Origin of the sequence: Segatella maculosa OT 289 (genome assembly GCF_000243015.1) — a bacterium.
Lineage (GTDB): Bacteria > Bacteroidota > Bacteroidia > Bacteroidales > Bacteroidaceae > Prevotella > Prevotella maculosa.
Genome location: NZ_JH594501.1, coordinates 441,590 through 466,477, shown reverse-complemented (window position 1 = coordinate 466,477; position 24,888 = coordinate 441,590). Strand labels below are relative to the sequence as shown.

Annotated in this window: 19 protein-coding genes, 1 tRNA gene and 1 pseudogene; 10 read left to right on the top strand and 11 right to left on the bottom strand. The window is 45.6% G+C overall.

What is annotated here, in order from left to right; genetic code table 11:
* Both HMPREF9944_RS03960 and rpmH read right to left on the bottom strand, forming a co-directional pair.
* Window positions 1–696 (bottom strand): PASTA domain-containing protein, encoded by a 696-nt coding sequence (locus HMPREF9944_RS03960; RefSeq protein WP_008564598.1) that lies wholly within the window; start codon window positions 694–696, stop codon window positions 1–3.
* A 133-nt stretch (window positions 697–829) separates the two neighbouring features.
* The gene (rpmH, locus tag HMPREF9944_RS03955; protein WP_004378018.1) at window positions 830–985 is read right to left on the bottom strand and encodes a 50S ribosomal protein L34; all 156 of its coding nucleotides are present in this window, start codon (window positions 983–985) and stop codon (window positions 830–832) included.
* Window positions 986–1,232: 247 nt separating this feature from the next.
* Here rpmH and efp point away from each other — a divergent pair, with 247 nt between their 5' ends.
* The 3 genes from efp to radC all read left to right on the top strand — a co-directional run bounded on the left by efp (window position 1,233) and on the right by radC (window position 3,733).
* Window positions 1,233–1,799, top strand: a complete 567-nt coding sequence (gene efp, locus HMPREF9944_RS03950) for an elongation factor P (protein WP_008564597.1) — start codon at window positions 1,233–1,235, stop codon at window positions 1,797–1,799.
* 75 nt (window positions 1,800–1,874) lie between these two features.
* Window positions 1,875–2,924 carry a glycosyltransferase gene (locus HMPREF9944_RS03945; protein WP_008564596.1) on the top strand — a complete coding sequence of 350 codons (1,050 nt, stop codon included), beginning with the start codon at window positions 1,875–1,877 and terminating at the stop codon, window positions 2,922–2,924.
* Between the two features lie 104 nt (window positions 2,925–3,028).
* On the top strand, window positions 3,029–3,733 hold the full coding sequence (radC, locus tag HMPREF9944_RS03940) for a RadC family protein (RefSeq protein WP_008564594.1): 705 nt from the start codon (window positions 3,029–3,031) through the stop codon (window positions 3,731–3,733).
* Window positions 3,734–3,779: 46 nt separating this feature from the next.
* Here radC and HMPREF9944_RS03935 read toward each other — a convergent pair.
* From HMPREF9944_RS03935 to HMPREF9944_RS03900, 8 genes and pseudogenes are all read right to left on the bottom strand, one after another.
* Window positions 3,780–5,009 (bottom strand): annotated as a pseudogene (locus tag HMPREF9944_RS03935) (alpha/beta hydrolase family protein).
* A gap of 122 nt (window positions 5,010–5,131) precedes the next feature.
* On the bottom strand, window positions 5,132–5,899 hold the full coding sequence (locus tag HMPREF9944_RS03930) for a UDP-2,3-diacylglucosamine diphosphatase (RefSeq protein ID WP_008564590.1): 768 nt from the start codon (window positions 5,897–5,899) through the stop codon (window positions 5,132–5,134).
* The gene (locus HMPREF9944_RS03925; RefSeq protein WP_008564589.1) at window positions 5,900–6,220 is read right to left on the bottom strand and encodes a metal-sulfur cluster assembly factor; all 321 of its coding nucleotides are present in this window, start codon (window positions 6,218–6,220) and stop codon (window positions 5,900–5,902) included.
* 171 nt (window positions 6,221–6,391) lie between these two features.
* Window positions 6,392–6,464 (bottom strand) — tRNA-Phe (locus tag HMPREF9944_RS03920).
* Between the two features lie 102 nt (window positions 6,465–6,566).
* Window positions 6,567–7,532, bottom strand: coding sequence for a glycoside hydrolase family 43 protein (locus tag HMPREF9944_RS03915; RefSeq protein ID WP_008564588.1), 966 nt, complete (start codon window positions 7,530–7,532; stop codon window positions 6,567–6,569).
* A complete protein-coding gene (locus tag HMPREF9944_RS03910; RefSeq protein ID WP_155814602.1) occupies window positions 7,529–8,632 on the bottom strand; it encodes an endo-1,4-beta-xylanase in 1,104 nt (367 codons plus the stop codon). The genes HMPREF9944_RS03915 and HMPREF9944_RS03910 overlap by 4 nt, the downstream gene beginning before the upstream one ends.
* Window positions 8,629–10,041 carry an MFS transporter gene (locus tag HMPREF9944_RS03905; RefSeq protein WP_008564586.1) on the bottom strand — a complete coding sequence of 471 codons (1,413 nt, stop codon included), beginning with the start codon at window positions 10,039–10,041 and terminating at the stop codon, window positions 8,629–8,631. Before HMPREF9944_RS03905 ends, HMPREF9944_RS03910 begins: the two co-directional genes overlap by 4 nt.
* Before the next feature lie 10 nt (window positions 10,042–10,051).
* Complete coding sequence (locus HMPREF9944_RS03900; protein ID WP_008564585.1) at window positions 10,052–11,329, bottom strand: SGNH/GDSL hydrolase family protein; 1,278 nt, start codon at window positions 11,327–11,329, stop codon at window positions 10,052–10,054.
* Window positions 11,330–11,447: 118 nt separating this feature from the next.
* On the opposite strand from HMPREF9944_RS03900, the gene HMPREF9944_RS03895 reads away from it, so the two are divergent.
* The 7 genes from HMPREF9944_RS03895 to HMPREF9944_RS03865 all read left to right on the top strand — a co-directional run bounded on the left by HMPREF9944_RS03895 (window position 11,448) and on the right by HMPREF9944_RS03865 (window position 23,081).
* On the top strand, window positions 11,448–13,394 hold the full coding sequence (locus HMPREF9944_RS03895) for an alpha-glucuronidase (protein WP_008564584.1): 1,947 nt from the start codon (window positions 11,448–11,450) through the stop codon (window positions 13,392–13,394).
* A 13-nt stretch (window positions 13,395–13,407) separates the two neighbouring features.
* The gene (locus HMPREF9944_RS03890; RefSeq protein ID WP_008564583.1) at window positions 13,408–14,961 is read left to right on the top strand and encodes a DUF5597 domain-containing protein; all 1,554 of its coding nucleotides are present in this window, start codon (window positions 13,408–13,410) and stop codon (window positions 14,959–14,961) included.
* A gap of 304 nt (window positions 14,962–15,265) precedes the next feature.
* Window positions 15,266–16,213: a DNA adenine methylase gene (locus HMPREF9944_RS03885; RefSeq protein ID WP_008564582.1), complete on the top strand. Its 948-nt coding sequence runs from the start codon at window positions 15,266–15,268 to the stop codon at window positions 16,211–16,213.
* 20 nt (window positions 16,214–16,233) lie between these two features.
* Window positions 16,234–17,052, top strand: a complete 819-nt coding sequence (locus HMPREF9944_RS03880; protein WP_008564581.1) for a type II restriction endonuclease — start codon at window positions 16,234–16,236, stop codon at window positions 17,050–17,052.
* 2 nt (window positions 17,053–17,054) lie between these two features.
* Window positions 17,055–18,740 carry an AIPR family protein gene (locus HMPREF9944_RS03875; protein WP_008564580.1) on the top strand — a complete coding sequence of 562 codons (1,686 nt, stop codon included), beginning with the start codon at window positions 17,055–17,057 and terminating at the stop codon, window positions 18,738–18,740.
* A gap of 28 nt (window positions 18,741–18,768) precedes the next feature.
* The gene (locus HMPREF9944_RS03870) at window positions 18,769–19,647 is read left to right on the top strand and encodes a DNA-methyltransferase (protein ID WP_008564579.1); all 879 of its coding nucleotides are present in this window, start codon (window positions 18,769–18,771) and stop codon (window positions 19,645–19,647) included.
* 20 nt (window positions 19,648–19,667) lie between these two features.
* Window positions 19,668–23,081, top strand: coding sequence for a GH92 family glycosyl hydrolase (locus HMPREF9944_RS03865; RefSeq protein WP_008564578.1), 3,414 nt, complete (start codon window positions 19,668–19,670; stop codon window positions 23,079–23,081).
* Between the two features lie 727 nt (window positions 23,082–23,808).
* On the opposite strand, the gene HMPREF9944_RS03860 is transcribed toward HMPREF9944_RS03865, so the two are convergent.
* Complete coding sequence (locus HMPREF9944_RS03860) at window positions 23,809–24,768, bottom strand: RsiV family protein (RefSeq protein WP_155814600.1); 960 nt, start codon at window positions 24,766–24,768, stop codon at window positions 23,809–23,811.
* Window positions 24,769–24,888: the final 120 nt, after the last annotated feature.

The window sequence follows — 24,888 nt, the reverse complement described above, 5'->3', positions numbered from 1 at the left end:
TCATTGATCGCTGTGGTTATGCTTGTTGGCAGGCTCGCCGGCCTCCGGTCCTGTCACGACTTCAAACTCATCTACATCGTTGCTGTTTTCTTTCGTATCAGGAATTTCAGGGTCGACATAATTGACCGAGTCGTCGGCACTGCGCATACCGTTGCCCACCTGAACAATCAATGTGGACTCAACGGATATCTTTTCGCCGGCAACGACATGGCGGCCTTTCACCAAAATGCCATAAACCCAATCCTTTTCTCCGGGAATATACTGCGGTGTTCCGAGTTTGAAGCCCATCGCCGTCAGCTTAGCCATGGCCTCACGGAGCGAACAGTTATCGATGATGTCGGGAAGCGTAATCGTCGGAGAATGTGGGGAGTTGATGGTCACATAAATAACGTGGCCCGACTTCACGCGCTCTCCGGGAGCAGGAGACTGTTCCAAGATGCAATCAGGGGGGAGTGTCTTCTTGTAACCAGTATCGACAACCTGAACTTCAAGCCCCAAGTTGCTGAGAATATGCTTGGCATCAGCAAGTTGCATGTGTTTCAAGTTGGGAATGGCAATGGCTTCACCGTGATGTGTATAAATATCAAGTCCGAACTTCGCGCCAAGGCAAAGCAAAACCACGACGACGGCCATGGCTATGAGGTTCTTCCATAGATACCAGCTCTTGAACTTACTGACGAATTCCGACGACTTCATCTTTATTCTTTCGTATTCTAATGATGCAAAGGTAAGACAATCCCCTTGAAATACAAAATAAATAAACACAAAAAGCAGCAAAGAACAATCTTCTCTGCTGCTTTTTGTCGTCTTCCGACCCGATGTCTACGGATTATTTCCCGTGGTTCTCGTCAGAAACGGTTAACTTCTTGCGGCCATGAGCACGACGTGAAGCCAACACGCGACGCCCGTTCTTCGTTGCCATTCTTTCACGGAAGCCATGCTTGTTCACACGACGACGGTTGTGAGGCTGGAATGTTCTTTTCATTTTCTTTCTTATTTATTTGTTATTGATTTGCTGATAAGGCCGAAAGCGAGCGAGACTGCAACGTACAAACCCTCCGCTTTGGGCTGCAAAATTACGCATAATTTTCGAATTACCAAAGAATGAAGAGAATTTTAAGTAGCCATTTGATGTTTTTTTATAAAAATGTCGTAACTTTGTGCACGGAAATTCAGCTTTCCAAAAAACTGTTTTGCAAAGGCGATAACAATAAACATTCAATGATACAACAATGATTAATTCACAGGAAATCAAAATCGGAACTTGCATCCGCATGGATGGTGGCATCTGGAAGTGTGTTGACTTTCAACACCGTAAGCCGGGAAAAGGTAACACTGTAATGAATACCAAGTTGAAGAACGTTGCCGACGGCCGCGTACTTGAGCGTACTTTTCAGGTAGGCTTCAAACTTGACGACGTTCGCGTTGAGCATCGTCCCTATCAGTACCTCTATGAAGATGCCACCGGTTATATCTTTATGAACCAAGAGACCTTTGAACAAATCCCTATAAACAGGGATCAGATTACCGGTGTTGAATTTATGAAAGAGAGCGACATTGTCGATGTGGTCACAGATACCACGGACGGCACTATCCTTTCTGCCGAGATGCCGGTGAAGACAACATTGAAGATTGTGCATAGCGAACCGGGTGTCAAAGGCAATACGGCTACCAACGCAACCAAGCCCGCGACATTGGAGACGGGAGCCGAAGTACGCGTGCCGCTCTTCATCAATGAAGGCGAGACCATTCAGGTAGATACCCGCGACGGCAGCTATCTCGGTCGTGTTTCCGAATAAAAAGACACTGAGCCTACCCGAGTCTATCCGCATGACATTCGCGGGTAGGCTTTTTTATTTCCAAAAACATTTGCTATGAAATACGCTATCATCGTTCCTGTATACAACCGTCCCGACGAAGTGGCCGAACTTTTGGAGAGTCTCACCCTGCAGACGTTCAAAGATTTCGAGGTCATCATCGTGGAAGACGGTTCACAAAATCCCTGTGAAGCCGTCTGCAAGCAATACGAGAGACTGCTCGATATCAAGTATTTCATAAAGGAGAACAGCGGTCCCGGGCAGAGCCGCAACTACGGAGCCGCGCATTCCACGGGCGAATATCTACTGATTCTCGATAGCGACGTGGTGCTACCTGCGGGCTATTTGGCTGCCATCGAAAAGGAATTATGCCGCGAACCGGTCGACGCTTTCGGTGGTCCAGACTGCGCACACGACTCGTTTACCGACACGCAGAAAGCTATCTCCTACTCCATGACAAGTTTTTTCACGACCGGAGGTATACGTGGTGGCAAGAAGAAACTCGACAAATTCTATCCCCGTTCATTCAATATGGGCATTCGACGTGACATATATGAACGTCTCGGCGGCTTCAGCAAGATGCGCTTCGGCGAGGATATTGACTTCAGCATCCGTATCTTCAAGGCCGGCTACACATGCCGACTGTTCCCCGAGGCATGGGTGTGGCACAAGCGGCGTACCGACTTCCGCAAGTTCTGGCGACAGGTATACAACAGCGGCATTGCCCGCATCAACCTCTACAAGAAATATCCCGAGAGCCTGAAGTTCGTTCATTTGCTCCCCATGCTGTTCACGGTGGGTTGCACACTACTTGTTCTGCTGTTCATTTTGGGCATTGTCTTGTTCTTCATTCTGCCTGCGGGCATGATGCAGGCAAGAGGCCTCGCGTTATCTCTCTTGGCCCTGCTACCCCTCCTCCTCTACGCATTTCTCATCTTCGCCGATGCAACCTCGAAGAACGCCAGTGCGAAGATTGGTCTCTTGAGCATCGGTGCAGCCTTTATCCAACTCACCGGCTACGGCTGCGGCTTCATAGAGGCGTGGTGGAAACGCTGCGTGAAAGGCAAGGACGAATTCAGTGCTTACGAGAAAAACTTCTATAAGTAAGAGTCATTTCCATCCCCTCCAAGAAGTGAAATTGCTATATAAACTCTGTTTATAGCAGCGTATTCCGCCTTTTAACAAGGCTGAGAATCATAAACCGAACAACCATGAAAATTGAATTGAACAACGCTTATAAGAGTATCGTTAACTGGGCAGAAGAAGATAGGCCACGCGAGAAATTAGAACGACTTGGGCCATCTGCCCTGAGCAATGCCGAGCTTTTAGGCATTCTTATCGGTAGCGGTACACCGAATGAAAGTGCAGTTGACCTGATGAAACGCATCATGGCAGACTGCAATAACAACCTGAACACACTCGGAAAACTAAGTATTCACCAATTAGAACAATATAGAGGTGTGGGACCAGCAAAGGCAATAACTATCCTCGCTGCCTGCGAATTGGGCAAGCGGAGAGCCATGGAAAAAGCAGAAGAACGCCAGTCTATCGACTCTTCCAAAGCCATTTACGAGTATCTCCACCCACGAATGCAGGATTTAGATGTAGAAGAAGCATGGGTGATGTTACTCAATCAGCACTACAAACTCATTAAAGCATTGTGCATCAGTCATGGAGGAATCAGCGAGACGGCTGTCGATGTGCGCATTATTTTGAAAGAAGCATTGCTCTGTAACGCCACTGTTCTGGCTTTAGCTCATAATCATCCGAGCAACAACACGCAACCCAGTAGCTCTGATGACCAGCTTACACAGCACGTGAAAAAAGCCTGCGAAGTCCTCCGCATCTACTTTCTCGACCACGTTATCATCACAGACGGCAAGTATTATTCATATAATGACAGCGGAAGATTATAAGCTTTTCAATACTTCAAAAACAAAGGAACACATTGTTTCTGATGAGTCATTGTTTGATAAAACGCACGATATCCTCCAAAACTTCCGGCGAAATTGTTTCTTCTATCATTCTATATTCCAACACATTTCCCGTCGTACTATGCTGGAAAAGATGATTAAGGGTCGGATATTCCTTCACGAAGTTTTTCGAGTTTTCTGTCAGATGTGCCTTAATTCCAGCAAGGTTCAACGACGAAATCACTTGAACATCGCGCTCACCATTAATGCCCATGACAGGGCAAAGCGTTTTCGAGATATCCTCTGCAGGGTCATAATCCATAAAGAAATTCAGCCAAGGAGACTTCTTAATAAAGGCATTCACGCGAAATTGCAAGGTAGACAACCGCGTGGGTTGCCCAGAAAGTTCCAGCAATCTGTTGGCCTGCGTCGTGAGCGCCGTATCACCTCGCACCCCAATTCCTGCCATACTGATGACAAAGTCGGCCTTTCCTTTCGCGCCAAGCATAAAGGCTATCGACCCACCTTCGCTATGTCCGAGCACACCCACCTTGCCAAAGAGCTTCAATGTGCGTAGAAATTCAATGCCACTTGCTGCATCTCGTGCGAAATCGGCCGTCGTTGCATGCTTCACATCGCCACCTGTCGACTTGCCAAAGCTACGGTCATCATAGCGCAAAGAAGCCACACCATGCCGCGCTAAATAATCAGCTATCACGAGAAATGGCTTATGTCCGAAGATTTCCTCATCGCGGTTTTCCTGTCCGCTGCCTGTAACCATCAACACAACAGGCGTTTTTCCTTTCTTGTAATCCGTTGGATACGAGAGCGTTCCAACAAGCGTTGCCTTATCGGTCGCATTCGTAAACGTCACTTCCTCTGTCTTATAGGGGAACGGCTCCACAGGGGTTTGCGGACGATTCAACTTTTCTTCGCCACGCTTCAATGTCAATGGGAACGCCATACCCTGCGTGAACGTTCCGACAATCTCGTTACCTTTCAACTTGCCTTGATAGCTTAGTGCCAGTTATGCAAGGCTAATACTGATAGAATCTGCCGAGCAATAATCGCTCTTTACAGGTATATTCATGGCGCCTTGGTCTGGACTGTCGAGCGAACACACCAGATTTCCCGAGGTTTCATGCGCCACATGCAGCACAATTGTCAATGTTTGCGGGCCAACATTCAGCTTGCCTGTCCACACACCATCCATGGCATGCTGGGCTGAAACGCCAAGCCATGAACACAAAAAGCAAAGAAAAAGAATTGTTTTTTTCATCTTGGTATAATTTATTCCTCAGCAAACAACGTCAAAAACATCAGAAAATCATTCTGAACATCAACAGCCAAAGAACTGTCTATAACGTTCTACGAACAGACTTCAAGGATTAAAGAAAAAGGTCAGAACTTAGATTCTCCCTCCACATATTCACCCAAAAACAGATGTTCACCGTCAAAAACAGCATACGTGAACTGCCAAATCCAGTCACCGAGTATCAGCATACGCGTGCTTTTATCAATGGCCAGGTCGAGTTCTATATGGCGATGTCCAAAGAGGAAATAGTCTATATTATCATGAGATTGCTTGTAGTCGCGGGCGAACTTCACGAGATACTCCTTGTCTTCGCCCATGAACGGTTCCTCTTTCCCATCGGCCCGTTTCAGCCTGCTATGCTTGGCCCAGTTCAAACCCAAAGCCATGCCCCACCACGGGTGCATGAAGTTCAGCAGTCGTTGACACACGCGACTGTGAAACACCCTACGCAAGATTTTATACTTGCGGTCGGGGTCGCCCAGTCCGTCGCCGTGGGCAAGGAAGAACACTTTACCATAAATCTCCGTCGTCACAGGCGCTTTGTGCACAATGACGCCGCACTCCTCCTCCAAATAACCGTACGTCCACAGGTCGTGATTGCCCGCGAAGAAATGCACCTCCACGCCGCTGTCGGTCAGCTCGCTCAGCTTTCCGAGGAAGCGCGTATGGCCTTTCGGCACCACATGACGGTATTCGTTCCAGAAGTCGAACATGTCGCCCAGCAAGTATATCGCCGAAGCCTTGTCCTTGATGTCATCAAGGAAACGCACCAACCGCCGCTCCTGCATACGACCGTGCGGTATGGCCCGCGAGCCCAAGTGGGCGTCACTCAAGAAATATACGTTTTTTCCCATTTAGTCAAATCCCAATTCCACACGTGCCTCCTCGCTCATCATGCTTTGGTCCCATGCCGGCTCGAACACGAGGTTAATGTCAGCCGAGGACACACCCTCCACACTTTCCACCTTCGTACGCACGTCTTCAAGGATGAAGTCGGCCGCGGGGCAGTTCGGGGCGGTGAACGTCATGTCCACTTCCACGTTGCCATCGTCTTTCACGTCTATTTTGTAAATCATGCCAAGGTCCCAGATATTCACTGGGATCTCCGGGTCATACACTGTCTTGAGCACGTCGACGATGCGCTCCTCAATCTGTGTCTTCTCTTGCTGTGTCATATCTTTCTTTGTTTCTGCAAAGATAACAAATAAAACGAAACTACGTCGTCTCGCTCCGTAAATATTCATGCAAACCTACCGCTTCGGTATATTCCTATGCCTAACTCCTCTACATAAAAAGGAAAGCCGCTCGTCTCATGCGAGAACAAGCGGCTCAATGAAAGGAGGAAGTGGTGCCAACGGGAATCGAACCAGTGACACAAGGATTTTCAGTCCTTTGCTCTACCAACTGAGCTATGGCACCCCATCGTCTTCGTTGCGATTTGCGGTGCAAAGATAGGCCTTTTCTTGCACACCGCCAAATTTTTCTATTAAAATCTGTCGATAAAATTTTTATATATCTTTTTTATTCGCTCTTCATCGTAATGATATTGCCCTCCTCGTCATACATCAACGGCATGACTTTCAGGCTGCGAAGCCACGTGGTGCCATTGCTCGGCACACAGTCGTGGTGAAACAGATACCATTGGCCTTTGTATTCGGCTATGCTGTGGTGGGTGGTCCAACCGACTACAGGCTCAAGAATAACACCCTTAAAGGTGAACGGGCCATAAGGGTTATCACCTACAGCATAACAAAGCAGATGACTGTCGCCCGTGCTGTAGCTAAAGTAGTAGCGTCCCTTATATTTGTGCATCCAGCTGGCTTCGAAGAAGCGGTGCGGTGAATCTGCAGGCAGCTTGTTACCAGTTTCGTCGAGAATAACTATGGGGCGTGGAGCTTCAGCAAACTGCTGAACGTCATCGGTCATGCGGGCCACACGGCTTGGCAGTGGATCCTCCTTGCCCTCAGGAAGATACTCGCTCTTGAGCATACGGTTGTCTTTATACCATTGGAGCTGACCTCCCCAGATACCACCGAAATAGCAATAGATCTTGCCATCGTCGTCTTTGAACACGCAGGGATCTATGCTGTAGGAACCACGAATGGGATCAGGATTGGCTACGAAGGGGCCTTCTGGCTTATCGGCAACGGCAACACCGAGATGGAATACGCCATTATAGTCTTTCGCAGAGAAAACAAGATAGTACTTTCCGTCCTTTTCTACGACATCATTATCCCACATTTGTTTCTCAGCCCAGGCCACGTTCTTCACATCGAGCATTACTCCATGATCGATAACAGGGGCAGACATGGGATCGCCTTCAATGGAAAGCACATGATAGTCCTTCATCTGGAAATGTCCACCGTCGTCATCAAAGCACTCTCCGCTATCCCAATCGTGGGAGGGATAGATATAGAGTTTACCGTTAAACACGTTGGCAGAAGGGTCTGCCATATAATCCTTGGGGAATAAATATCTTGCTTTCATTGTTCAAAAAGTTTAATAATGTCTTTCACTATAGGTTTCAATTTATACTGACGGTCAATAAGTAGACTGTAGTTTGTACGTCCGGGAATGGGCCATCCATTAAGCCAACTGTCACCGTCACTTAGACCCCAAAGAGTCACACGACTGATTTGTTCAGCATGCTTCTTGTAGATTTTAAAGAAAGCGAGGTAGCGTTCGTTGAACATCTTCTGTGCCTGACGCGTCAATCCTTTGACATACGGGTTGAAACTTTTGTCGTATTGGAAGTGCTGACTCACCTCTGCGCCACCGAAACGCTTGGGATTGGGCAACATATTGAGGTCGAGTTCTGTCATCATCACCTTCACACCGCAAGCCGATAGGGCATCGATAGTCTTCTCATAGTCGGCAAGGTCGGGATAATTCGTTCCGTTGTGACTCTGCATTCCCACGGCATCAATGCGGCACCCCTTAGCCTTCAAATCGCGGACAAGTTTGCAGACAGCCTCACGCTTGGCTGGTTTTGCCATTGAATAGTCGTTGTAGTAGAGTTCGGCATCAGGGTCGGCAGCGTGTGCAAACCTGAATGCCAGTTCAAAGTATTCTGGACCTATGATATTATAATAAGGTGTCTTGCGATAGCTTCCGTCGTCTTCAAAGGCCTCATTGATGACATCCCAACCCTTGACTTTACCCTTATAGCGCTTCACAACATCGGTGATATGATGATACATACGGTCAATGAGCACCTCACGAGATACAGGGCTACCTTCTTTATCGGTGAACATCCACTTGGGAGGTTGCGAGTGCCAAATAAGACAATGGCCTGTAATCGTCATGTGATTATCTTCGGCAAATTTCACAATTCTATCTGCCTCGTCCCAATAATAACGGTTTTCTTCAGGGTGAATAGCCTCACCTTTCATGCAGTTTTCAGCCACAATGGCATTGAAATTATCTACGATAGCCTGCTTCACTCTCGGGTCTTTGCTATCTATATTGGCGGTACTGACTGCCGTTCCGATGAGGAAATACTTGCCCAAAACATCCTTCATGGTCTGTGCGGTGGCTACCATTCCCATAGAAAGGAATATAGTACCAAGAATCATTCTTTTGTTCATTGTTCGGTCTTTTGATTACGATTTTCGATTTCTATGTTGATGTTGTCAATCAGTTCGTCGGAAAGTTCATATTTGGAAATGATAAACATAGCCAGCACAAGCAGCATGGCTGGGATGATGCAAACGAGCCATCGGATGCCTTCTTGTGCCATCGGAGACTGCATCTCAAGGTTATTCATGAAATAAGCTCCTGCAGCATTGCCCACCGACATCATGGCAAAGGCCGTGATAAAGAAAAGAGCAATGATGCGAAGTGGACGGTTGCGCATGAACTCCATCCACAGGTCGCTCACCTTTACATTTTTAGTTTCGCTGTCATTCATGACAACTCGCTCCTCCGTCTGCGTGAAACAGAAAACAAGAAGTCCCAACCCAATGATAGAAAAGATAAGCATAGTAAGGAACCAAGCACCGGAATCCTTCGGCAAAGTATTGGCTTCGGCGGTCGCCTGATAGTGGGTATAGGCCAAAACAAGACCCGGAATGACGCCTCCAAGTGCCATGCCTGCTTTGAAGAATATGCCCGTAAGCGCATTCACAATACCCGAAATACGTTTCCCGGAAGTGTACTCTGCATAAGAAATCACTTCTGGAATGAGGGCCCACATGTATCCCGTAGCCACAATAACACCTGTGGATTTGATGAATTGTGCAATATAAATAAGGGTAATATTATCTTCGACCGACGATATTTTACTGATGACATAGAGTGCCAACATGCCGATAATGGCAACTGAAAGGAAAATGTAGAACATATTTTTCTTGCCCACCTTGCGTTTGATAGCCGGCACCATTGGCATGAAAATGAATGAAGGGAGCGAACCCAATCCCATGAACAATGCCATTTCAAGTGGCAGTTTTTGGCAGGCAAAGACTGCAACAAGGATGGGAACACCGGCAGAAACGGCGAGTCCGCCGACGTTGGCCATAAACATACGAACGGAAGTCAGAATCGTAATTTCATTGGTATCACGAGTCAACGAGGAGTTCAAAGCACCGTAAGGCACATTGACCAAGGTGTAGAGCATGCTCATACCGACGTATGTGATATAGGCATAGAGCAACGAACCACTAAAGCCTTTCCAAAAACAAAGAATAGCCAAGCCCGTCAAGGGAATACCTGCCAAGACAAGATATGAACGATATTTACCAAGTTTGGGGTGATGCTTGTCGACGAATGTGCCCACCAATGGGTCCCAAAGCACGTCAACCAATCTGACAACCAAGAACATTGTTGCCGCTTCTCCGGCCTGCAATCCATAGATATCCGTATAAAAAAACAACAGATACATACAGATTGTTTGATAGATAAGGTTCTGTGCTAAGTCGCCCGAACCAAAGCCGATGCGTTGCAGCCAATTCAGTTTGTAGAAGCCTTTAGCCTCCTGTACAGTCAATTCTGTGCTCATCTTGTTTATTTTATGGTTTATTTCCAAGAATTGTTGCGGCATACCTTCCCATCGCTTCATAGCCTTTGGGGTTCAGATGAAGCCAATCATCGGAATATTCCGACTTGAGTTTTTCTGTATCTTGCGGGTTGCGTACCAATTTATCAAAGTCAATAATCCCATCGAAACAATCGGTATTACGAATCCATTCGTTGACAGTTTGTCGGGCAGCCTCATGGAAATAGCTGTACCAATCACTGCCTTTGAAAGGCGTTATTGTGGCTCCATATACCTTGATGCCTTTATTTTTAGCCTTCAGGCTCAGCATTTGATAGGCCTCGATGAGTTCTTTTACTATCTGCTCACTGTGTTTGCTGAGCCCAATATCATTGGTTCCTTCGAAAAGGATAAGTGCCTTCACACCGCTTTGTCCAAGAATATCGCGGTCGAAACGCTTCAAAGCCGGTTCACTAAGCCCACCCCTGACAACACAATTGCCACCAATACCAAGGTTCAGCACGCCATATGATTTATTGGTATTAAGACTTTCTGCCATGAAATCTGTCCAACGGTTCTGTTTGTTGGTAGTTGTTCCACGCCCATCAGTAATGGAATTACCCAAAACGGCAACCACCGGAACATCTGTTGCCTGCACGTCTAAGGCCGAAAGATTATACCAATGGTCCACTTTCTCACTATCATCGAAATCCGATTTGGGTCGGGCTTCACCTTTTATAATATAGGAAGTGGTGCGAGAACCACGGTGCGAAGTAGCATGTTCGGGTGTTTGTGCCCCGTAACTGATCGTGATAGCAAGTCGTTGTCCCGCTTTCAATACATATTTGATTGGGTCAGACCACAAGGCTTTTTCTGAAGGGATCGTCGTTTTTTGCTTACCACTAAACTTCAAATATTTGGTCGTTCGGACATCCGTCTGCCAGCTTTCACCTAACACATCGGCTATCATCACCGATGTAATCTCCACAGGTTGCGTACTGAACTCATTGGAAAGCTTCAGTCGCAGCAAGCTTCCTCCAAGAGAAACACGAATGATATTACGCACAGAACGGTTGGAAAGACTGCTTGCCGGCATATCGCCGGGGCTCGTGAACTCAACGGCCGTCGCCCACGTTCCCACCCAATTCTGCGCCTGCACAGCTATCGGTTGAACCAAAACGAAGGTCATCATCAACGTAAATATCGCCCAAATCTTTTTCATGTTATTTGAAGTCTTGATACCTGCAAAAGTAATAAAATCCTTCTTATTAAACTTCATCAGATGTAACGAGAATATTTCCTTTTGTATCATTTTTGCTTGATTTTCCCTTTTTGTCTGCGAAACATTTTCAGAATGAACAGATTTTCACTATTTTTGTAAGGATAAATCAAAAACCAATCCTGACAAACCTCATAAACTTCGTTTACTTATGAAGCAAATAATCCTATCCCTTTTAATAGCTTTCAGTCCGTTGCTTTCGCAGGCAGAAGACGGCCATGCACTCTGGTTGAGATACAAACCCTGCAACAAAGCCAATATCATCGCACCGCAAGGCGGACCAACTTTACAGCTTGCCGTTGACGAATTGCAACGCTATTGGCAAGGTCCTGCCCTGAAACTTATCCTCAATCCTAACCTGAAAGATGACGATGGCTTCATCTATGACGGTGATTCCATCTGCGCACATTCCGAGATAGGACTACTCTACGGGGCTTACGAGGCCTTGCGCATACAGGCTCAAGAGGCCGACCCCGGCCTTGGTGGCTACACAGCTCCCAAGTTTCCGCGACGCATTCTCGACCATTGGGACAACCTCGATGGCACAATCGAACGCGGATATGCAGGGCGAAGCATCTTCTTTTCGGCCCACTTGAAAGGCCAAGCTTGGGCAAATCGCATCAAAGAGTACGCCCGGGTAAACGCCTCTATCGGCCTTAATGGCAGTGTATTAAACAACGTAAATGCTGCTCCGAAGGTCTTAACTGCCGAATATATCGACACGGTTTGCATGATAGCCAACGTGCTTCGGCCTTACGGAATCAAGGTATATCTCTCCGTAAACTTCGGCAGTCCGAAGGCCTTAGGCTACACGAAGACGGCCGACCCGCTTGATAAAAGCGTCATAAAATGGTGGAGGGAGAAGGCCAATGAAATCTATAAACGCATACCAGACTTCGGTGGTTTCCTCGTAAAAGCCAATTCCGAGGGGCAGCCGGGCCCTTTTGATTACGGTCGAACCCATGCAGATGGTGCCAATATGTTGGCCGATGCACTGGCCCCCCACGGCGGAATCGTGATGTGGCGTAGCTTTGTTTACGGTGCAAAACATAAGGGTGAAGACCGTGTAAAGCAGGCCGTCAGCGAGTTTAAAGACCTTGATGGATTGTTCCGCAGCAATGTAATTCTGCAAAGTAAGAACGGACCTCTCGACTTCCAGCCACGAGAACCCTACGCTCCAATCTTCGATAACATGAGCAAAACGCCTCAAGCTGTGGAGTTCCAAATCACACAAGAGTACACAGGACAGAGCAAACACCTCGTCTATCTGGCCCCAATGTGGAAAGAATTCTTTTACTTTGTCTCCCCCGACAGCCTTAAAGCAATTGCCGGAGTGAGCAATGTGGGCGACGACACCAATTGGTGTGGCCACCCGTTTTCACAGGCTAATTGGTACGCTTTCGGCCGTTTGGCATGGAATCCTTCGCTTTCTTCCGATTTCATCGCACAGGAATGGATTAGCCAAACCTTCGGAAACGAGGTCGACAGCTATGCACTTGCCGACATGATGACAACGAGTCGGGAGGCTTGCGTGAACTATATGATGCCGTTAGGACTGCACCATCTCTTCGCTTTCGACCATCATTACGGTCCCGAACCCAATGGTTTTAAAGCCGAATATCCGTTGGAATGGTGTCCCGTCTATTATCATAAAGCGAGTAAAGATGGCATCGGTTTCGACCGTTCTTCAACGGGAACGAATGCCGTTTCACAGTATCGTGAACCCTATCGGAGCCTATATAACGACCTTAAAACCTGTCCCGATGAATACCTGTTATGGTTCCATCACGTGCCATGGGACTATAAATTACGCAACGGAGACACCCTTTGGGACGAACTATGTGCGCTATATTACAGGGGAATCGAACAAGTAATTTCCTATCAAAAGCTGTGGAATAAGGTTCGACCTCAAATCGATCGGGAACGTTGGGAGCATGTCAACACGCTCTTGGGCGTGCAACTTGAGAGTGCAGAGCAATGGCGTGACACCATACTGCGCTATTTTCAACAGTTTTCCAAGTTGCCGATAAAGTATGCTTACACCGATATTGCCTACCCAGCCGAGCCGTCTGTATCGACCATCTATGACAAACCCTAACCCTTTCAGCTGTATGAAACAACTTGTTTTACTCCTTACGCTCACGCTGTCAAGCCTATCCGCCTTTGCACAACACTTTATCTTGGGTGCCGAACTCAGCAATTCTGCCGCCACAAGCATTGCCGACATCGACAGCGTTATCCCCAAAGTAGCACGCGCAGGCATCAACACGGTGCTCGTTCCTGCCCAATGGGACCTCATAGAACCACGTGAAGGAGTCTTCGATTTCAGCACGATTGACGAAACAATCCGCGTAGCCCGACGCGAAAAACTGAAAGTTATTCTCCTGTGGTTCGGTGCGTGGAAGAACTCCATGAGCTGCTATGCACCCCTCTGGTTCAAGCAAGACAAGCGATTTCCACGCGCCATGACAGCCGAAGGTAAGCCGCTTGAGATTGCAACAGCCTTTTCTGAAGCGGTGTTTCAGGCCGACAATAAGGCCTTCATGGCCCTCATTCACCACCTCAAAGCAGTGGATACAGACCGCACAGTACTGATGATTCAGGTAGAGAATGAGATTGGAATGCTTGAAAGTGCACGCGACCATTCACCGCTTGCGAACCGAGAATACGATAAAGGAGCGTGGAGAAAAGAACTCAAAAGCATTGGTTTCACCGCCGAAAACGAATATGAAGACGAAGCCTTTCAGGCCATCTACTACGCGAAATATGTGGAACGACTGGCTGTCAATGCCAAGAAAGTAATCGATTTGCCCCTCTTTGTGAACGCAGCCATGAACAGTCGGGGACGTAAACCGGGCGAATATCCGTCGGCAGGACCACTGGCCCATCTGAAAACAATATGGAAAAAGTTTGCCCCACACATTGACCTTATGGCCCCAGACATCTATGATACGGGCTTTGCCGGCTGGGCTGCACAATATGATTTCAAGGATAATCCGCTCTTTATCCCCGAGAGCCGCAGTTGCAGAGACACGGGTGTGCGTGCCCTTTACACCTTTGGTGCGCACAATACCGTGGGCTTCAGCTGCTTTGCACTCGATCATGCCGATGCCGAAACCGTGGAGAACGTCCGACAAGGTTATGCGCTTCTCCGTCAACTTCGGCCGCTATTAACAGGTAATCTCAAACACCATGGCTTGCTATTCGGCACGGCTGATGATGAAAAAATCATTCATGAAGACGACTTCATCATCACATCTCGCCACTATTTCACACTACCTTGGGACCCTCGTGCCAAAGCTTCCACGTGGCCTGAGGCTGGTGGCATGATAATTCGACTGGACAAGGGCGATTATTTCATTGCGGGGAACGGACTTGTTGTGTCGTTTCAGACTGAAACGGAGCATCGTCAGCACGAAGAAAAGAAGCTCGGTGAAGACGGATTTGCCGAGAAAGGCAATGAAAACAAGGCTAAAAAGCCGCAGAAAACCTTTACCGGAAAACGCGCAGGCATAGGCTTTGTAGACGAGGTAGAGGTACTTCCCGATGGCAACCTGCACTATCTTCGCCGACTGAATGGCGATGAAGACCATCAAGGACGGCATGCCCGGATTGCCGTTGGCGACTGGAAAGTGCTCCATGTGAAGCTCTATACCTACGAATAAAGCCCCGGTAATTTCTGCCGAGCCGCCTTTTGCCACGTATCGTGACCGATGCAATCACGCCGTATGACCCATACAATCACATTGCAAAGCCGATACAGGGCCGTACATATATCTTTTCCTCTCTGTTTTGCTTGTCTTTCACCCTTTTATCGCTATATTTGTAGTCTAAAACCGAAGCTCTTTTAAGAGAGAGATAGGATAAGATGCTACCGTAGATGATTTATTTAAGAATAAAAGACTACTTGGAGTTGTATTTTCCGTATAAAATAATTATATTTGTTTCCTGATTTATAAGTTATAAAATATGGCAAAGGCAAAACCTTTTATCAAGTGGGTTGGGGGGAAAGGACAACTTTTGGAACAGTTGGATTCATTTCTTCCTAATGACATTGATAGATGGGAGGGTGCGACATACATAGAACCTTTTGTCGGAGGAGGAGCTATGTTATTCTATATGTTACAGCATTATCCGAATATCAAGCATGCATTTATTAATGATATTAATGAGGATCTTATTACATGTTATTGTACTGTTCGGGATTCTGCAGAGCGTTTGATAGCATCTCTTAAAGATATAGAAGAACAGTATCTATCATTTGATAATGAAGATGACAGAAGATCATTCTATCTTGACATTCGTGAGAAGTATAATACCAAGAAGCTAAATGCTATAGACAATACAACCTATTTCATATTTTTGAATAGAACCTGCTTTAATGGATTATATCGTGTAAATAAATCCGGGGCATTTAATGTCCCGTTTGGCAGGTATATCAACCCTAAAATCTGTGATGCAGAGACGATAAGAGAGGATAGTAGGCTCTTACAACACGTCACGGTGTTGAATGGTGATTTTGAAAACACTTTTCATGTTGCTGCATCCAACACATTATTTTATTTTGACCCTCCATACAGACCTTTAAGCGAAACCTCTAGTTTTAATGATTATACGAAAGAGTCTTTCAATGATGATGCGCAAATCCGATTGAAAAACTTCTGCGACAAGATTGATAAAGCCGGCTTCAACTTTATGCTAAGCAATTCTGACTGTAAGGAAAAGAATAAAAAGGATAATTTTTTTGATATTTTATACGCTGATTATCATATAGAAAGAGTATGGGCTTCAAGAAATGTCAATGCAATAGCAAGCAAAAGGGGTAAGCTTACAGAAATCTTGATACATAATTATTGCGACACAAAAGCTACAGCCATCGTAGAGAAACCACTAAGTTTCAGTCTTTGTATATCATAAAATCAATAGGATTCTATATTATGAATAAGAACTTTGAACTGTTTATGTCTCAATTACAAGAGACGAATCAAACCTTAGATTTCTTTTGTGACTTTAAGAAAATAAAGAAGAATGTAGACGATATTAAGTTAAGTCTGTGTATGCTTAATAGTCTCATTAACAGTAGAGAGCTAAGGAATAGCGTTGAAATATTATGGAAACGTGATAAAACAGCCTTCGCCGTAATGGATATACTGATTGCAGTTAGAAGCGAAGGTAAAAAGAAAGTACTTAATGAATGCGGAGAGTGTGTTGTTTTGGACCGATTCTTTGATAGTGTTGAAGGAGTAATGGAATATTTAGAGTCAACAGGTTTGGCTGAAATATTCAGAAAGGGAACCATAAAAGATCTTGTTGATTATGTGTTTGGTATAGAAACAGGTCTTGATAGCAATGCGCGTAAGAATAGAAGTGGGCATGTTATGGAAGATATGGTCGCAAAAATATTCGAGTCTTATGGTATAAATTATCGTAGAGAAGTTTATTCACGAGAATGGAAAGAAATAACCGACGCTCTTGGTGACGATGAAAAACGCTTTGATTTTGTTATAGAAGCAGGTGATAAAACCTATCTTATAGAGGTGAACTTTTATAGTGGAGGCGGTTCAAAACTTAATGAAGTAGCTCGTTCTTATTCTGATATTGCACCAAAAATTAATAGTGTGCCGGGTTTTGAGTTTGTTTGGATAACCGATGGTGTTGGTTGGAAGTCCGCAAAGAATAAACTACAAGAGGCATATAGTATAATACCAAGCATATATAATTTGACAGATATAGATAATTTTATAAACTTAATATAGCTATGGCTACAAATAATGATTTTAAAATTTTGAACCAAAAAAGTCTTAGGATCTTTCAATTAGCTTCTTCTACTTTTAAATTTGATGAGGATATTATTAATAAGCTGGATGAACAAACGAAGAGAAGATTTGGTTTCTACTACTTAATCCTTCAGTATGTTCTTGGAATTAACGATTATGACGAGCTAACGTCATTAATATGTGATCAGGAATTTAATTCTAAGCTTTTTGATGACAGTACTGCTGATGAGGGCATAGATGCAGTACATGTTAATGAAGAAGAGAGAATAATCTCTGTCTTTAATTTTAAATTTAGAGAAAAGTTCAATTTAGACAAGGAACAATCGATTAATGAAATATTACATTCAGATAAGTTCTTTAATGCAATAAATATCGGTAAAAAATCGTTTGAAGGTAAGATAGGTGAAGCTGCGAAAAAGATAATAGAATGTAATGATAGTTCTGAAGTATGGATAACTAAATTTTATGTTGTAAGTAATGAGAATATAAGTATAGACAGGAAAAATACAACTATAAAAAATTTAGAAGAAGTTTATGGAATAATAGTTTTACCTATAGGCCTAAATGAAATAGTAGATTTTATGTCTATGCATCCAAAAGCAATAAATGCAGATTTACTTTTACCATCGGAGTCTGTAATATCCTACAGTGAAGATAGTTTGTCTTCTGATAAATCCTATATTTTATGTTTATGTCTAACAGACCTAATTCGTATAACATCCGATAATTCTGATTTGCGAGAAAATGCAACCTTAGAAGATGACTCAAGTTTATCTTCACTTGATGTTGAAAAAGATGTGTTGTACGAAAATGTGCGAGGATATATATTACGTTCAAAATTTAATGGTAATATCTTGCGTTCATTAGATTCAGAACCAGAGAAATTCTTTTTTTATAATAATGGTTTGACGATTGTTGCGAAAGATATAAATTCTCAAAAAGTTAATTCAAATAGGAAAATACGGTTACAAATAAAAGATTTCCAAGTTTTGAATGGAGGGCAAACTCTACGAACAATACATAAGTTTAATAAAGATAATCGTGATAACATTAATAAATTGTCTCAAGCGAGTGTCTTGGTTCGTGTAATGAAAGTTACAGAAGATGATTTGAAAAGTAAAATTAGTGAGTATACCAATAGTCAAAATGCAATATCTCAAATTGACTTAAAGTCGATGCGTACAGAACAAGTTCAGCTTCAAAATTATCTATCATCTCATGATATTTTGTATATTAGGAAGAATGGTGATACAGGAGATGATAGTAAAAGCTATAAACTGTGTGTGACTCTACAGCAAATGGGGCAGATACTTTATGCTGTAAAAGGAAATCCTGGACAAGTCTCTAATAAAAGGAAAGATATATTTACAAAGGAATATGAAAATTTATTCTGCACAGAAAATCTATTGTCTAAGCAAACTGTAGATTATATAGAGATATTCTTTAGGATTAAAGAAGAATATAAAACCTATGGCCGAGTCATGGTTTTGAAAATATTCTTTATATTATATCTTTCAGTAAGATTAGGTAGAAGAGATTATAAAAAAATAATTGATGAGTTTGAAGAATACTTGAAGCGTAAAAGTGATTCAGAGATGAAGCCTAGTAGATTACTGATATCTCCAATCTTTATGTCTGAGTTAAAGGAATATTTCAGTATAGCTTAGAATCTCACTGATATACACACGGAACTTTATGGCTACTTATTCTTACTATTCATCTCCAAATTCAGACTTTCTCCTTGCCCACGGAGATTGTTTCAAACTGTTACCTCTGTTCAATTTTAAGTTTGATATGATTTTCGCAGACCCTCCATACTTCCTTTCTAATGGTGGGATTTCATTGCAAAGTGGAAAGATTGTATGTGTGGATAAGGGCGATTGGGATAAAGGGAAGAGTCCGTCAGATATGATGTCGTTTAATAGAGAGTGGTTACATCTTTGCAGAGAAAAGTTGAAAGACAATGGAACAATTTGGATAAGTGGCACTTATCACAATATCTTTTCTGTGGCAAACTGCTTAACTGAATTAGGGTATAAGATATTGAATGTCATTACGTGGCAGAAAACTAATCCGCCTGCAAATATATCTTGTCGTTTTTTTACCTATTCAACAGAGTTTATTATATGGGCAAGGAAAAATCCGAAGAAGCCCCATAAGTTTAATTATTCTTTGATGAAGCAATTAAATGGGGGTAAACAAATGACAGATGTTTGGCGCTTTCCTGCTATCGGACGATGGGAAAAGTCACAAGGAAAACATCCTACTCAAAAGCCACTCAGTGTATTAAGCCGTATTATTTTGGCTTCAACAGAACCTAATGATTGGATTCTTGATCCGTTTAGCGGTTCAAGTACAACGGGCATTGCTGCTAACCTATGTGGGCGAAGATATGCTGGAATTGAAAAAGAAGATGACTTTTGCAGAATGGCTCAAGCACGAAGAGAAGAGATAGAGAACCTCGATGTGAGAGAAGATTTAATTCATCATATAGCAGATTTAAGAGAATTGCAAGACGAAAGCTTGCTACATGAACCACAAATAAATAATTGGAGACTGCCTTTTGATACTTAGTGTTTGTATATAACAACAATATGAGAAAACAAGCCAAGCTTATTTTGCTCCTCTTTTGCCTTACTTTAACGGCCTTTGCACAGAAGAGTAGCGAACAGATGGGAGCCATTTATTATGTCTACCCCGAGTATAAAGTGGGGCGATTTACGCCAGTTCCCGATGGTTTTGTGCCGTTTTATATGAGCCATTATGGGCGGCATGGCAGCCGATGGTTGACCTCTGATGCGCGTTATGAATGGATTATTGAGCAGTTTTCCGATGAGGATAATCTGACGAAAGCGGGCAAGGAAACGGCAAAAATGTTGCAAATCGTGTGGCAACAAGCACGCGGCAACGGTGGAAAACTCTCTCCGATAGGTGCCCGTCAGCATGAGGAGATTGCCCGACGCATGGCACTTCGCTTTCCAGAGTTATTTTCTTCTGAGAATGAGATAGAGGCTTTCTCGAGCGTTTCAGACCGTTGTGTGAAGAGCATGCAGGCCTTTTGCCGCGGACTTGATGACGATCAGCGGAAAAGGAAGGTCGAACAGCATGCGGATTCGGCCGATATGACGTGGATAGCCTATAAGAGTCCCGAGCTGGAAGCATGGCAGAAGACGGTCCACCCGCCGCGTCGTTTGGGCAAAGAACGGTTCATTTCGGCCCTTTTCAAAGACCCTTCAAGGGTGCAAGATGCCGAAAAACTGATGACAGAACTGCATGCCGTGGCCTCGGATATGCAGGACGTGGGGCTGAAACTCGATTTCTATCAGTTGTTCACAAAGGAGGAATTGCGCGACATCTATGAGCAGAACAACTTGCGAATGTGGCTCTCTAATGGGCAAGCCCCTGACAACTACGGTGTCACTCAACGCTCGGCCGTGAGCTTATGGCACAATATTAAGGCCCAAGCCGAGCGTGCTTTGCAAGGCAATCTGGCTGCAACGCTGCGCTTCGGTCACGACACTCCGCTCTATCGTTTGCTGGCTTTGCTGGGTCCAGACAACCTTTCCGACGAGCAAACAGACGAAATGGACGAAGTCATTCCCATGGCGGCCAATTTACAAATTGTGTTTTATTACAATCCCGATAAAGCCCGAATGCCGCTCAATCCGCAGCAAGTAATCGTGAAATTCATGCACAACGAACGCGAAATACGGCTCTTCAAGGTGCGCTCTTTGGACGTGGGACCAGACGGAAAAACGGGCTATTACTATCGTTGGGACCACGTTTTGGCCTACGTGGAGAAGCGTATTGCCAACGCCGAGGCGCAAGGTCACATGGCAATCCTCAATACTTTCGTGGGTACCGACTATGCCGTTACGCCCGCGATGAGCCGTTATGGCAAGGGGAGTGAGAAACATGGGCAGACGCTTCCGGCCGTCCTTGAACCCAATGGCATGACATTCTGGACGCCACAGACACGGGATGGCGAGCAAAAATGCGTGGCACCCTATTACTATCGTGATGAAAAACTGCAGGGATTTCGCGGCAGTCACTGGCTCGTTGGGGGCTGTACGCAGGATTATGGCTCGTTTACGGTGATGCCATTAATGGACAGTTTGCGCCTGAAACCGGCCGACCGGGCCACGCGTTTCAGTCATACCGACGAGGTTTCTCACCCGGATTACTATGCCGTTTCACTGCCCGACGAACATTTAAAGGCCGAGATGACGGGCATGAGTCATGCGGCGATGCTTCGCTTCACCTATCAAAAAGCCGGCAAAGCCTATATCGTTGTGAACACGAATAATGGCTATGGAGAGGGCTTTGTGGCCGTCGATACGGCGCGAAACTGCCTCTATGGCTGCAATCCCGTGCACAGAATCTATCAGGGTTGGGGCGAGAAAGCAGGCTTCAGTGGCTGGTTTGCCGTCGTATTCCAAGTGCCTTTGCAAGATTACGGCGTGAAAGATGGCGTGGCATGGGCAGCCTTCGACGTGTCGAAAGGCGATGAAATCATGGTCAAAACAGCCTGTAGTTTCGTCGATATGCAGGGCGTTTTCAACAACATTCTGCAGGAGATTCCGCACTGGGAGTTCAACGATACGCGCGCAAGAACGGTGGACCGATGGAAGGCAAAGCTCAATCGGGTGCGCGTATTCTCCAAAGACAAGGCCGCAATTGCCAAGTTCTACGGGGCCTTATACCGTGCTGCTTTCTTGCCACGTGCCTTTAGTGACAAGGACGGACGCTATCCTTCGTTTGCCGGAAGCAGTCGGATTGTGCAGCATTCCATGGGAAATCTCGGTGGGAAACCACTTTACCGGCGGGCTTATATGGACTTCTCGATGTGGGATATCTACCGTGCTTTGCTGCCGTTGAACCAGCTTATCGAGCCGGCGGCCAACGGAATGTTGCAGAGTTTGGTGGACATGTACGACGAAGGCGGCTGGCTTCCCGTGTTTCCTTGCTGGAATAGCTACACTTCGGCCATGATTGGCGACCACGCTTCGGCTGCTTTGGCCGAGGCAATCGTGAAAGGTGGACGAAATATCGATAAGGAAAAGGCCTACGAAGCCATGCGAAAGAACGCTTTTGAGCTGCCGGATGCCGAGGCATATCGGGAAGGAAAAGGACGCAGGGCCATGCAAAGTTACCTGAAATATGGCTACATTCCGCTGAACGACACTGTGCCTGAAGCCTTCCATTCCCATGAGCAAGTGAGCCGAACCTTGGAGTATGCCTACGATGATTATGCCGTTGCGCAGGCTGCAAAGGCTTTGGGAAAGACCGAAGACTACCAACTTCTCATGGCCCGGGCACGCAATTGGCGCAACGTTATCGGCCCCGCGGGTTGGGCAGATGGCAGATGGGCCAATGGAAAATGGCTGAAAAATCGGGATTTGACCACGCGTGTGAAGTTCATCACCGAGGGAACTGTGGCGCATTACACGTGGTATGTGCCCCATGATGTTTATGGATTGATGGGCGCGATGGGCGGAAAGAAGGTCTTTACCGACCGACTTGACCGCATGTTCCGCGACAGTTTATATTGGCATGGCAACGAACCTTGCCAGCAAATTCCCTATCTTTATGCCTACGTGGGGCAGCCTTGGAAGACGCAACAGGCCGTGAGAGCCATTCTCGATAACGAATATCTTGACGTTCCGGGAGGACTTAGCGGCAACGACGACGCTGGACAAATGAGCGCATGGTACGTGCTTTCGGCCTTAGGGTTCTATCCGGTGTGTCCCGTTTCGCCCTATTATGTCATAGGAACGCCCACGTTTGACGAGGCTCGCATCGGACGCTTCACCATCAAGGCGAATGGTGTTTCACCCAAAAACTGCTATATCCAATCGGCCACCTACAACGGGAAGCCCTACACGCGCAACTATCTGACGCACGAAATGCTGACGGGCGACGGCCTATTGGAGTTCACGATGGGAGCAAGTCCCAATATGGATTGGGGCAGTAAACCCGAAGATTGCCCGCCCGATTTGATGAAATAGGGAGCCCACACCCGACTTTGAGGGAGCCCACCCCCGGCCTTTGAGGGGCCCACCCCCAGCCTTTGAGGGGCCCACCCCCAGCCCCTCCCGAGGGAGGGGAGGGTATACTTGCGGGCAATGATGGAAGTTTCAGTTTTCAATATCGATCATCCCGATTTTCAATATCAATCTTCGCAGTTTTCAATATTGATTATCCCGATTTTCAATATCAATCCTCGCGGTCTTCAATATTATTCATCTCGGTTTTTAACATCAGTCTTCACGGTTTTCAATATTGATTATCGCGATTTTTAACATCAGTCCTCGCGGTTTTCAATATCAACCATATTGCACGCCAATCTCAGCCATTTTACCGTGTAATCTCAACCATATTGCGCGGTGAAATGGGTGAGATTGGAAAGCAATATATAAGTTATTGATTATCAATAGGGCTGATGCTTGGGAATGTTTGAATGCATGTAGGGACCTTCCCGACCATATTGTGCCGTAAAGCGGGATATAGTGTAAACCAAAGTGCATGATTCAACAAAACAGCCGGCAGAGGGTTAATATCGGTTATAAATTGAATTTACAAATATAATGGCCGTCTTGCGTGGCATTTCGTCACGTAGTTAATATCGGTTATGAATTGAATTTACAAACCACTTTCCGTAAATCATTCCACGCTGTTGTAGGTTGACTTCGGTTATGAATTGAATTTACAACCTGTGGAGACGATTCTTGTCTGTTATCGCACTTTTCTCGTCTTGCTATCCGGGGGCAACAAATCCAAAGCTTCGCGGGTCATAAAGGGGCGGAGCCGCCGGTAAGGAAGCGAGAAAAATGGTAGTCCGTAGGCATCGGGGCAGATTTCGCCTTGCGCATATTCAAAAATCACATCGCTACCCTGCAAATACAATCCCTCACGGGGCAGCGGAATAAACGGCCCATACAGTACTTCGTCCAGTTCATTCAGCACATGACCGTCCTCACTGTCCTCAAAATATTGTTTTAAAAGTGCCTCTCGCATGAGCTTTTGAAGGACTTTCACCTTCGTTACATCAATGATTTGGACACGCTTCCCGTCTGATTTTCTGAATGTAGCGCCATAAGACAGATATTCGGGATACGCTCCACCGAAATAGCATTCCACCGATATTCCATAGCTGATGGCCTTGGCTGACTCCCATGTCTTGCCGCCCCAGAAGTAGAGATACTGCTGCAGTGTCGTCCTTCCTACCTCATTTGCCCATGCGACGAAGCCCTTTTGAAACTCCTTTTTATAATAGTCAAGCACGGCATTGGGGTCGGAAAGGGGGCCATGATAGGTGTGTCGGCGCAGCTGTTCGGTATCGGTTCCCAGGATACCGGGGTTAAGTTTGACCAAGATTTCGGCTACATAGCGCGTTAAACTGTCTCTGACGGCTCGGTTGCTACCGCCGATTGGCAGGGAGAGTTCGTAGCCCACGCTGTCTAATCCCGGGCGTGCAGCAAACGTATCCGTCAGGGTTCGGAAGCCTATCGTGTCGGGGTTCGGCCCTTTTCTGACGGTTTTTGGGGCATTGGAGCGGACAGTCGATGCCTTTCTATGCATGCAACTTGCTGTATGAAAGACCAAGAGAACGAGGCTGAAGCCAAGATAAAAGCCGGCTTTTTTCATGTTTCCGATGTTGAAATGACGGCCGTCAAGGGCCTTTCTTGTTTGCAAAAATCGCGAAAATCATTGGAACAAGCAAACAAACAAGGGATTATTTCGCCGAAAAAAACGGGAACGGGGCCGCAAGGTTACGGAAAAAGGTGTATCTTTGTAACAGTTATAGAAACCATG